The sequence below is a fragment of the Photobacterium sagamiensis genome, from assembly GCF_050337085.1.
GTDB classification, from domain to species: Bacteria; Pseudomonadota; Gammaproteobacteria; order Enterobacterales; family Vibrionaceae; genus Photobacterium; species Photobacterium sagamiensis.
Window position 1 is genome coordinate 26,671 of sequence record NZ_JAKJSP010000068.1, and the last position, 11,044, is coordinate 37,714.

General features: G+C 45.5%; 8 protein-coding genes. 6 read left to right on the forward strand and 2 right to left on the reverse strand.

Translation table 11 applies throughout. The annotated features are described in order from the left end of the window. The first annotated feature begins 32 nt into the window (after window positions 1-32). From L4D76_RS25200 to L4D76_RS25225, 6 genes are read left to right on the forward strand one after another with little or no spacing between them, the layout of a single operon-like run. Window positions 33-1,310 carry a site-specific integrase gene (locus L4D76_RS25200; protein ID WP_428443614.1) on the forward strand — a complete coding sequence of 426 codons (1,278 nt, stop codon included), beginning with the start codon at window positions 33-35 and terminating at the stop codon, window positions 1,308-1,310. Next, complete coding sequence (locus L4D76_RS25205) at window positions 1,297-2,958, forward strand: hypothetical protein (RefSeq protein ID WP_428443615.1); 1,662 nt, start codon at window positions 1,297-1,299, stop codon at window positions 2,956-2,958. The genes L4D76_RS25200 and L4D76_RS25205 overlap by 14 nt, the downstream gene beginning before the upstream one ends. After that, window positions 2,951-5,230 carry a hypothetical protein gene (locus L4D76_RS25210; RefSeq protein ID WP_428443616.1) on the forward strand — a complete coding sequence of 760 codons (2,280 nt, stop codon included), beginning with the start codon at window positions 2,951-2,953 and terminating at the stop codon, window positions 5,228-5,230. The genes L4D76_RS25205 and L4D76_RS25210 overlap by 8 nt, the downstream gene beginning before the upstream one ends. Window positions 5,231-5,239: 9 nt before the next feature. After that, entirely contained in the window at window positions 5,240-5,647 is a 408-nt protein-coding gene (locus L4D76_RS25215; protein WP_428443617.1) for a hypothetical protein, read from the forward strand. Between the two features lie 19 nt (window positions 5,648-5,666). Beyond that, complete coding sequence (locus L4D76_RS25220; RefSeq protein ID WP_428443618.1) at window positions 5,667-6,116, forward strand: VPA1267 family protein; 450 nt, start codon at window positions 5,667-5,669, stop codon at window positions 6,114-6,116. After that, the gene (locus L4D76_RS25225; protein ID WP_428443619.1) at window positions 6,113-8,242 is read left to right on the forward strand and encodes an AAA family ATPase; all 2,130 of its coding nucleotides are present in this window, start codon (window positions 6,113-6,115) and stop codon (window positions 8,240-8,242) included. The genes L4D76_RS25220 and L4D76_RS25225 overlap by 4 nt, the downstream gene beginning before the upstream one ends. 749 nt (window positions 8,243-8,991) lie before the next feature. Here L4D76_RS25225 and L4D76_RS25230 read toward each other — a convergent pair. Both L4D76_RS25230 and L4D76_RS25235 read right to left on the reverse strand, forming a co-directional pair. Beyond that, the gene (locus L4D76_RS25230) at window positions 8,992-10,047 is read right to left on the reverse strand and encodes a hypothetical protein (protein WP_428443620.1); all 1,056 of its coding nucleotides are present in this window, start codon (window positions 10,045-10,047) and stop codon (window positions 8,992-8,994) included. Window positions 10,048-10,515: 468 nt separating this feature from the next. Continuing rightward, the gene (locus L4D76_RS25235) at window positions 10,516-10,839 is read right to left on the reverse strand and encodes an integrase core domain-containing protein (protein ID WP_428443621.1); all 324 of its coding nucleotides are present in this window, start codon (window positions 10,837-10,839) and stop codon (window positions 10,516-10,518) included. Window positions 10,840-11,044: the final 205 nt, after the last annotated feature.

Sequence of the window (11,044 nt, forward strand, 5' to 3'; positions counted from 1 at the left end):
TGATGTACGGTTAACTGCTAGGATTTTTTGTAATGAATTATTCGGTAAAAACTCACAAGAATCTGGAAAATCACAGTGACGTCTGCATTGTCGATGACGACATGCTACCAGCCTGTTTTTTCCTTAGTAATCACCTGGAAATATCATTTGCAGATCACGCCTTCAATACCCGGCATACGTATGCAAAACTTTTGCTGTTTATTTATCGTTACTTCACCGCACAATCAATTGATCTTGTTGAGAGGGTGGCGTCTGGTAAGTTTTTTACTGCTGAGGAATACGATGATTTCAATCGTCACTGCAAATATAAGGTCGAGGCCAACCTTGAGGATGAGAGCAATATTGTTAGCTTTGCTCGTTTTTCAGATAAGCAGCTTGATAACCTCATATACGCATCTCAAAGCACAGAAAGCAGAGTCTCTGCAACGACGATTAAAGAGCGCCTGAGATTATTCATTGGTTATATCGAGTATCTCTATAGGGTTCACCATTTCGCCAATAATCCCCCTGATTCTGTAAGCCAAAATTTTGCTGATCTTGAGCGCACAGTGAAAACTGATATTCGCGCACTGAAAGACGAAAATGCTGATGTAAAGGATCCGTTTGAACAGGCGATACCGGATGACGTTTTTTTTAACATACTGAAAATTGTTAAGCCTGCTAGCCCCTATAACCCCTGGTCACAGAGAGTCCGATTACGGAATCAGTTAATTGTCGATATTTTTGTTGAGACAGGTATCCGCGAAGGTGCGCTGTCAAAGCTAAAAATTAGTGAGATTAAGCACGACTGGGACAAGCCGCGATTGATGATTACACGGACACCGAACGACCCAACTGACACACGGAAAATACCAGCTGCACAGAAAACCAAGGCGCACTCTGCTGCTATTTCGCATGAAACACTGAAATTGCTGAAATTGTACATTGATACAGAGCGCAGCAAGTACCCTGAAGCTAAAACCCATGATTTCATTTTCGTTAGTGAGAAAGGTGAAACGGAAGGCGAGCCGCTAAAGTTAGTCTCAATTTACAAAATAATCGAAGTGCTTTCTAATGCAGTGGACTTCAAGCTCTACCCACACCTGTTTCGTCACAAGTGGAATGAGCTTTTTGACATAAGAGCAACTGAGGCTGGCTATGCCCCTGAACAGATTGAAGATATTCGCAAGTATGCGATGGGCTGGGTTGAAAACAGCAAAATGTCTGGCACTTACAACGACTTTAGGCACGCTGTGATAGTGCATGAGTTATCCGCACAACGTCAGAAAGAGACTGTGCCATCACAAGGGGAATCTAATGGCGATAAGTAATAAAAAGACAGTCGAGCAATTAAAGCAGGACTTTGACGGCCAGAGACGGTATCGCGCAAAGAATGACGCCTATACCTTTGATATATTCGATGACACTTGGCAACTTGGCACAAAGAGTTTTCTGTATCTTGCGTGGATGCACGACAAGGGCCATGACTGGCAAACATTTGTAGATTTGCGCGTACTCTTGGCGGAGACCGCGAGCCAACTTGCATATAATACAGTCAATGGTCGTGCCAAAGTGTTTAAAACTCTTGGCAACAACCTGTCACCCGCTGTCTTTCAACTGGCTTGGCTCTCGCTGTCTGATGGCTATAAAAATCAGCTGTCATCAGCATTAGCCTTTGCCGTCAACAAAGCTGGTTTAACGCAGTTCAAAGAGATTGCCGAATTCACTCAAGCAAACCGCCCTGAATTTCAAAAGGGAAACAACATTCTTGATCCTGAAAAAGGTGTCTACAGCGAAGTTGAATACCAGTCGCTAAAAGAACAATTGCGCCTTGCAACGGACAATCAAAGTCGGTTAACCAGTGAAATAAGCCATGGGTCAAGGGGCATTCTGGTCTTTGGCAACCTTATCGCCTGCCAGTTGATGGTTGCTATCATTCGACGACCAACACAATTGGCACAGTTGAAATGGGCTGACGTACTGCCTGTAGGTCAGCGCTTTTCAGATCACCGTCAATCCAATAATGAGTCAGTGCCTACCAGTGAGTATTTGTTCAGCGATGTGGAACGTGTACATGTCAGAACATTTCGAGGCAAAGATGGCATGTTTCGCAGTAAAGCTGAAAGCAGATCGCATCGTCTGGAACCGGATTTGTCTGTGTTACTGCTAACGTATCGTCAGCAGTATGAATCCGTACTCACGCAATCCCTGGAAAAACAGGGTATCAGTTTAACAAATGATGGACGTCGTCAAATCATGTTGCGTTGCCCGTTGTTCGCGGAAGAACAGCTATTCACAATACCATTCTTGACGAAATCCAATCTGTTTAAAGCGCTTGGCTCCAGGTCTGATGCGTTTCACAGAAGCGCTGCTACCTTGCAGATAACCATTACGAAATTTACTGCTAACTTCGACCTTAAAAGTGATCGTATCGAGAGCAACAAGTTGAAGTTGGGTAACAACCGCCTTCGTCATACTGTGCTGACATTGGGGGCGAGACAAGGGTTGTCAGCGCCTTACTTGGCTAAAATCACCGGAGTCACCGAAGCGGCAGTTAAGCCCTATATTGACCTCAGTGTCGAGGCGCGAGTTGATATTGACCAAGCCTTTGCCAATAAAGACGTGTTACGCAAATTTGGATGCATCCCTGTTAATGACTTACTAAAACAAGACGGGTTTGTGGTTCGCAATGAGTTTGATGAAGAAATAGGTATTCAGTCTAATCCGGTGAATTGCGCTAGTTGCGCCTCAAAGCTGGGCGCTCCGCTTGGCTGCTACCCCTGCGATAATTTCACGGCCAACGAAGATGCCGATCATCAACAGTACCTTGATAAAGCGTTGGCAAAATATGAGATTAATAAAGCGGAAGCCAATAAGGCTACGGTCAAGAAGCTCAGAAGAATAATCTTGTATATCCAAGCCACAATTGATGTATGTAACGAACGAAAGCTGGCAGCAAAAGGACTTCGGCATGACTGAGATTAATCGTTATATTACAAACCAACGTAACTATATCAATGCCCTCATGCAGCAGCCGCTAACAGGCTTTACCAACCAGCAGGGTAAGCCTGCAACTTGGGATGATGCTGCTTGGCGCTTTACGTTCCCTACGGGCAAAAAAGTTGATTATTACTTTGTTGAGCACACTGTAAAGCAAACAAATTTTAGATCGGCCTATCGCCCTTCACAGAGGTTGCCTGACGAATTACGTCACCTCTTGATGGCCTATGCGATTGAGGTATGTGCAGGTAAAAACGGCGAAGAATCCAAAAGCAAGAAACATGCAGAGGCAAAGCATCTGCTAATTGCTTTGGCTGACAATCCCGCTCATGTAGCCTTTTCTAGGCTGGACGCTGCCTGTTCCAAAATGAAATCGGCTATGTATTTAACCTCGTTTTTTCAGTGGTTGCATCGGCACGCTTTTATCCCACCAACACTGCAACCACCCAAGGGATGTAAGCGAAAACGCCTAGCTGGTGATGATGTTATCGAAAACAAAAAGAACAAAATCCCTGAGACCAAAGTATTGCTTGCGCTCGGTTCGATTTTTCACGATGTCATACCGCCAGAGCGGGACAAATGGAACACACACCCGCTGGCATTGCAGCGTGATGCCTTTGCTTGCGCGATGACCGCGTTGGCAATGGGTTCACCAAACCGTATCGACGCGGAGCTGACCGTACTGACCAATCAGCGGTTAAAACAGATCTCCCAAACCGTAGACGGCAAAGAAGCAACAGTGCATTACCTCGACTGGCAAGGGTCAAAAGGTTATAAAAATTTCCACAATCACATTTTGTCCGTGATGGCTGAGGCAGTTGACCGCAGTCTGGAGTACTTGGAAATTGTCTGCGAGCCTGCACGTGTGCTTGCGCGTTTTTATGAAAACCCGTCATTGCCGCTGAAAAAGGTGCTGGGTAATTTCTGCCCGTCCAGCGAGAACATGAATGCCCTGGCCCCCGATATGAATAAACCGATCAACCTGCTCCACTTGGGTTATTTACTCGGTTTTTATGACGAGGGGAATGGAATGGTGCGCGTCAGCAAAACCACAGCGGGTGAAGTGCGCAAGGTAACCAAATCAGGCCCTAGTCAGTACCTTAAACCCATTGTTGACTTGCGACTGGAAGATGAATTGGTTATCACTAAAGACTGTCCTCACAGTACATATTTGCTAGGTATTATTCTGAATGGCAGCGGCTTACGCGGGATTTTTCGTAGCAATACAATGACAGTTGCACAGTTTCAGCACGACTGGATTCAATACGTTGTTGGCAAACTCGCCGGATTTCCGGTGGGCTATAACAATACAAAGCACGGTAAATGTAAGTATAAACAGGCACTCTTTAGCTTTACGGGATATCAGCTTTATACAACTGCAACGTCTTTCATTGGAGGAAAGTCTCCTTTTGCGATTGTACCCTTAGCCAGTCTCGGTGATAAGTTTGCAGCAGCATTGAGGCAAAAATATACTTATTCAGAAAACATCTTTAGTCGGCATGGCTTTTCAGACGAGTTCTATATTAAGCCGCATCAATTCCGCCATTGGCACAATGACGTTGCCGATCGTGAGGGTATACCGCACGCCATAATCAACCTATGGTCTGGTCGTTACACGCCTGAGCAAATTCTGCATTATGTGCATCGCACTCACGCCGAAAAAGCCGCCGAGATTTCAGATATTCTGTTCAGTGAAACAGGGAAAAAAATCACCGTTAAAGTGGTCAGCCAGCAAGAGTATGAGCAGTTGACCAATACAGCGACAGCTGTGACCAGTACTGGGTTCTGTAGCCAGAATTTGCATTATTCGCCTTGTGAATACCTCAACGACTTTGTAACGCAATGTTCGCTCTGTCCCTCGTCGTGCCATGCAGCGCATGATAAAGAAGCGTTATCGTTCTTGAATAAAGATTTGCAGGTACAAGATCGCCGCCTTGAGGACGTACAGCAACGGCCTACTTTCTGTACCAGCCAGGCAATGCAGGATTGGTTTTTGCTGCATCATCGTAACACCTCCATGCTTCGCGAACTGGTGCAGTTAATGGAAAGCAAAGAAATCAAAACAGGCTCAATTATCCGCTTGCTTGCCCACAAGAGTGAGTTCCGTATTACCGACACTCAGGAAAAGATTGTCACCGTACAAAAATTAGCGCTGCCTAGTTCAGATAAGGCGCTGACAAAGGCACTTGAGTCCAAGTCAGATAAAGCCCCTGTAGAGGACGACTTGGCAGATATTTTTGCGTTTATTTAAGGAGTTGTCATGGCATTACCATCATTAAGCACAACACAGATACGCAAGATCGAAACCCTGATCATGAGTTGGCAAACAAAACTAACGTGGGATCTGCTTGTTGACCGTATTAAAAGCGATCTAGACATTACAACAACACGCCAAACACTGCCCACCTACAGCAGCATAAAGGCTGCTTATCAGGCTAAGAAACAGGAGTTGCGGGGTAAGCCAACCACTGAGTTTGTCAAATTCGTTAAGTCTGATCTGGATAAGTTCGAGCAAATTGAATCCCTAAAAGCAGAGAATGAAGTATTGACACAGAAACTCGACAAGCAGTTGGCTTTTATTAAAAAGCTTGGCGTTCTTGCAGAGTCCAACCCACCGTTAGTAGCTCTATTAAATAAGGCAAAAAAATCAGCAGTCCAAGGCGGATAAACAAGAAAGGAACTTAACAATGGCTAACGGACAGGAGCTTGCAAAAGAAAACGTCGAAAGGTTCGAGAGTTGGTGTGCATCCCAGACCGATGACGACTTCCGAGAAATCGAATATAGAGGCAACCTTAAGCGTAGTGCTGTAGCCACAGGATGTGGCTTTGCTAAGTCCGTGTTACAGCAAAACCCAGCGGTAAAGAAGCTTCTTAGTGAATTGGAATCTGAGCTGCGCGAACGTGGTGTGCTTCCACCGCTTAAGGCTAAAAAGTCTTGCCTAGACAATGAACCACAGGAACTAGACCAAGCTCAGATTAAGCGAGATAAACAAGGGGTTCATACACGCCGCCTGGAACAGCGAGTCGTCGAATTAGAGGCCGAAAACGCAGAGTTAAAGCGCAAGTTAGAGCGCAAGTTAGAGCGATTTGAAGCCCTAAGTTCAGCGCTGGTCGATGTCGGGAGGCTGCCACGATGAAAACCAGCCGTTTTGATATCCGCGTAACCTCAATTTGGAACACAAAAGGCAAAATCATCACTTTCAGCGGTATGCCGCTAAAAGGCTCTATGCGAGCCTCTGCGAAGAAAGTCATTGTAGTCAGGGCAGATAGCAAATTATTCCCGATGATACCCATAAAAGGCCAGCACTGGTGTATTTCAGGCACCAAAACGGAAAGGCAGGTGCAGCGTGATGGTTTTATTCAAACTCAGGTAGATGTTCAGGCAACGCGGTTACGTGTCACCATGCCAGAAACGGGCGATAACTTTGTTGAGTTTGTGGCATCAGACAAGGAGTTTGTTGGCGTAGGCGATGTGTTCGCGAGGAAGCTCTGGAATAAGTTTCAAACAGGCATTTACAAAATCCTTGATGATGGGAATGTGGAAATGCTTGAAATGGTGCTAACCACAAAAACCGCCCAAACGATGGTAGAGGCTTGGAAAAAGTACTCCAATCTTAAGTACCTCCACTGGTTTGCTGAACACGCCGTGCCACCAAATATCAGTTCTAACATCATGAAGTATCACGATGAGCGGGCTGTCGAGCAGGTGAAGACAAACCCCTACACTCTCCAGTCATTCGGGATGGATTTCAATGCCGTTGATGAGCTGGCAAAGAACCATTTCCTGATGATCGACAACGACCCGCGCCGTCTTGTTGCTGCTGTTGAAGAGTCTCTTTATCGCTTCACTAAGCGAGGCCACACGGTGGCTAGCCATAGCGACCTGAAACCTATTCTGAATCGGGTGCTCGACAACTCAGAATTGGCGAAAGAGGCACTGATGGTGTCCTATGAAAAAGGTGATTTCATCATTGATGATGAAGGCAACTATCACCCAACAGCCGCTCTGGTTATGGAAAAGGTTGTGGCACACCGCTTCCTTCATTTAGCTGGTCAAAATGAAACATGGGATGGTCGGTTTGATGAGGCTCTCGCACATGGTATGGAAAACCTAGCATTTCCATTGTTAGAGCGACAGGTTGATGCGGTTTGTTCGAGCCTTTTGAATCCCATTTCAGTGCTTACTGGCGGGGCTGGTACGGGTAAAACCACGGTACTTCGAGTCATTCTCCGTGCCTACCAAAAGCTTGGATATAAGATCTACCCGATGGCACTCGCAGGCCGTGCTGCCAAGCGCATCAAGGAGGGCACAGGAATCCACGCTAGCACCATTGCTGGATTCCTGAAAAATGTTGAGATATTGGATGATGAGCAGGCAATCATTGTTATTGATGAGGCCAGCATGGTTGACCTACACACCATGTATCGATTGGTAATGGCTCTGCATAATAACGTTCGGATTTTGCTAGTTGGCGACCCAGCGCAGCTGTCACCAATCGGCTATGGCCTTATCCTACATGATGTTGTTAAGACTTCATCCATTGCTGGAACTGAGTTGAATATCGTTAAACGTCAGAAGGGATCTACTGGTATACCAGAATTCACTCTCTCTGTTCGAAATGGCGAGCTCCCATCCTTTACGAGCAACCACATCAGATTCCATTTTGCGCAGCCTGAAGATCTGAATAAGAAGATCACAGGATTGTATTCAGAAGACCCAAGCATCACACAGATTGTAGGTGCCACATACAGCGCAAACCATGGGGGTATCAATGCTCTGAACAATCTATGTCAGGAACAATGTAACCCAACAGGTGAGCGATTAGAGTTCGATTTGTTTGGTGACCGGATGTATCTAAACATCAGAGTTAATGATCCAGTCATCTTCACCGAAAACGAATGGGACGAGGACATCCAAAATGGCACCATGGGGCGCTTAGTTAGCACTGGCGAGGAGTCTCAGTTCGGTGTGGTTGAACTGGATGATGGGCGCACAGTAGAACTGACTGAATCACTAATCAATATCGTACAACCAGCCTATGCTGTGAGCCTACACAAAGCTCAAGGGAGCCAGTTTCCAAGGGTAATTGTGGCACTGACAGGTTCGAGAATGATTGACCGCTCGTGGATTTATACAGCTCTGACCCGAGCAGAAACATACATTGAGATTGTTGGCACCCCACAACAATTCGAGGCTGCAATTCGACGAATTAGCGCAGCAGAGCAGCGTAAAACGACATTACATCGATTGTTGGCTGCATAACAGCTTATCGCGCAGCGATACAGGGCGGACAGAACGCTGAGAGATCGTTTGATTGGAATCCGCCCGTCAGCCCGCGAAGCGGCTACACAACTTCATGGGCAGCGTTAGATGCGCAGCAATGCGCCCCCTGCTAAGCCATTTCTTTTTGATACTTATAAACAGCTTTGGTTGCGATATTTCAATAGCCAAAATCATCTCATAACAGAATCACTTCAGCCTCAAAACAAGTTTTGAGAAGATGTCAGGAATAGGCGTTTTGAATGGACGCTGTGTGAATGGACGCTGTGAATGGACAAAGAAGAATTTGTTTCGCTAACACGAAAATGGACAAAACTGAGTCAACGGTTTTACTAATTTAGAAAACCATAAATTAGCTCAGGTATAGAAAAGCAACTCTATCTCTATCTTTAATCTGGGTTAGGTTTAGTTTTACCCTGCATCACACTATCGAATGCTATTGATTGGCAAAACGGCTGCAAGCGGCAAGGTGAATAAGTTAGCTATATAGCGAATAAATAGATATCTTCTTGAGAAGGAGTTTTTTGTTATCTGATAGTTGAGTGCTCTTTGTGAGATTACTCTCGATTGCTGGTTACAAATCACTGAGTGATGGCGGTCGTCTGCTTGAGTGCGTTGACTGTCACTTTGTTGCTTATGGTGAAGTCGGTTTGCAAGATACTCGTTAACAAAACGCCAAAAAGAAGCGTCAGCCATAACAATACCGGCTGACGGATTTCAAGTCTGTGAAGTTACAAGCTATCAAGTTCCTCTCTGACAGCTACCAGCAATAAATCTGAAAAGTCTTCATCGAGCATCTCTTCCACTTCACGCAGAGTATTGCCAATTTCTTCTCGTATCGATGCTATGGTTTTCATGACTATCACTTCATTAATCTCTTGCTCCTTTGCGGTATATATCATCCTCGAAAATATTCGATGCCCGTTGCGAGCCAGTACCATGGCTGTAACACGCTTGAGCACAAACAGCAAGTAGTCCTCCCGGTTCTGGATGAAGCTCAGGTATTCATGGTCATATTCAAGTTCGGCGTGTTCGGCCCGTTCAAGCAGCAATTTGTCGTAACTTGGAATGTGCGCGCTTACGATCACCCGCTCTTCACGGCTGAATGCGTCAATGTTCTCAACCCCGAGAATGGTTTTTGTGGCATTGGGTGCTGCCACGCCCGCAAAGGCTAACCTAAGCACAGCCTTTCTACCGATCATTTCTATGTCGAGGTGTCTTTTCAGACTGTCCTTGCCCTCAAAAAACGCCATACCCTGCACCCGCGTATTAGCAATGATCCTAGCCCGGTATTCAGCAACTTCTTCAACGATGTCTACATAATCATCTCTAAGGATATAACCGGCAAACATGTTGTATATGGCATGAATATCTTCCAATGCCTCAGAAAGATGCACGGTGAATGCTTCACAGGCACGGTGATAATGTCCGCCATCATCAATATAGGTGTGCATCACAATTGGTCGGTAATGTTCACCAGCTCCTGGCGCCTCTGCTTCAAAGTGATCGGATAGGTATCCCCAGACATCCTCTTCATCTATCGATCCATCAAGGTGCTCAGAGCAAAATTCCTCCAACTCCAATTGCGGGCAATCGATCTTGTCACGGTAATCGGCATATACCCCTTTGAAAGCGTTACCTCTGAGTTTGTTGATGATGCTTGGGTCCGCCTCCATCTCACCAAATCGTTTTCGGGTACCACCGTAAAACTTAACTACGTCCGATACAGTCAGTCCCAAGGTAAAACGCAATGCCTGTGCCGGGTTTTCGCATGCCAAAATATTCATTTCCCAAATCCCTGTTCGATAAGTTCAAAAATACTGTAAAAGAAAAAGTGAAACAAATCAAGACTTCCGAGTCAAAATGACACAGGGTTATTATGACTCCCGGTGAATTCATTAACTTTCAATAAGTTGAAGGCAAACTTTTTAACCATTACAGGAAGTAGGAGACGTTATGACTTTTGGTGCTGGCAATTGGGCTTGAAGTGTTCGAACAAAAGGTGAGCATACTAAACCTGTAAAATTGTCCCTTGGGCAAGACTTCTTGGTTTGAGAATGGATTTGTCAGAATGGACCCGGTATGCGACAGACTTAAAGGTTTTACTGATCCATTAGCTAAATTAGGGATAAATCAAGTGTGACATTCTCTTATTGAAAGCCCGCTAACAAAGAATGAGGCATAAGTGTGTTTGCCATGATCGGCTCTGACATACCCGGTGTTTTTCAAGATTGTTGTCACCCATTAGCTGATTTTTATGCGGCTTTCCGCATGCGATTTTCTGGGTTTAATGTTACTGGCCCTATCGGGTTACAGTCTTGAATTTCACGAGACCAGCGTAATGGGTTCTTAGCTTTAGCTAGCCGCAGTACTTCTTTCCTTTTAACGAGTATTTCTCTATCAATACCATCATGCCGTTGGCTTGGCGTAACAAACTTGATTCGACTATGTTTATGGTCATTGTTGTACCATTCAACAAATGCCTGAACCCAGTCTCGTACCTCAGCTAAATCCTTAAACCCGTGTGAAGGCCAATTGGGTCGATACTTTAATGTTCTAAACGTTGATTCCCAACTCATTGCGGGTTGTAGAGAGATTGGAATTGGATCGCAATCGAAATGGTCTTCTATGACGTTTTGAAGTTGGAGTTTTAGCTCTGCCGTGCGTCAAGTCACCGATTTTCGCTGCCCCCGGTGTTTGCTGAGCGCAGCTATCCGGGAGAGCCCCGTCTGAGACCCTCCTGACGCCACTTACTTGCAAAACTCAGCCCTGGCAGAAGTGCCG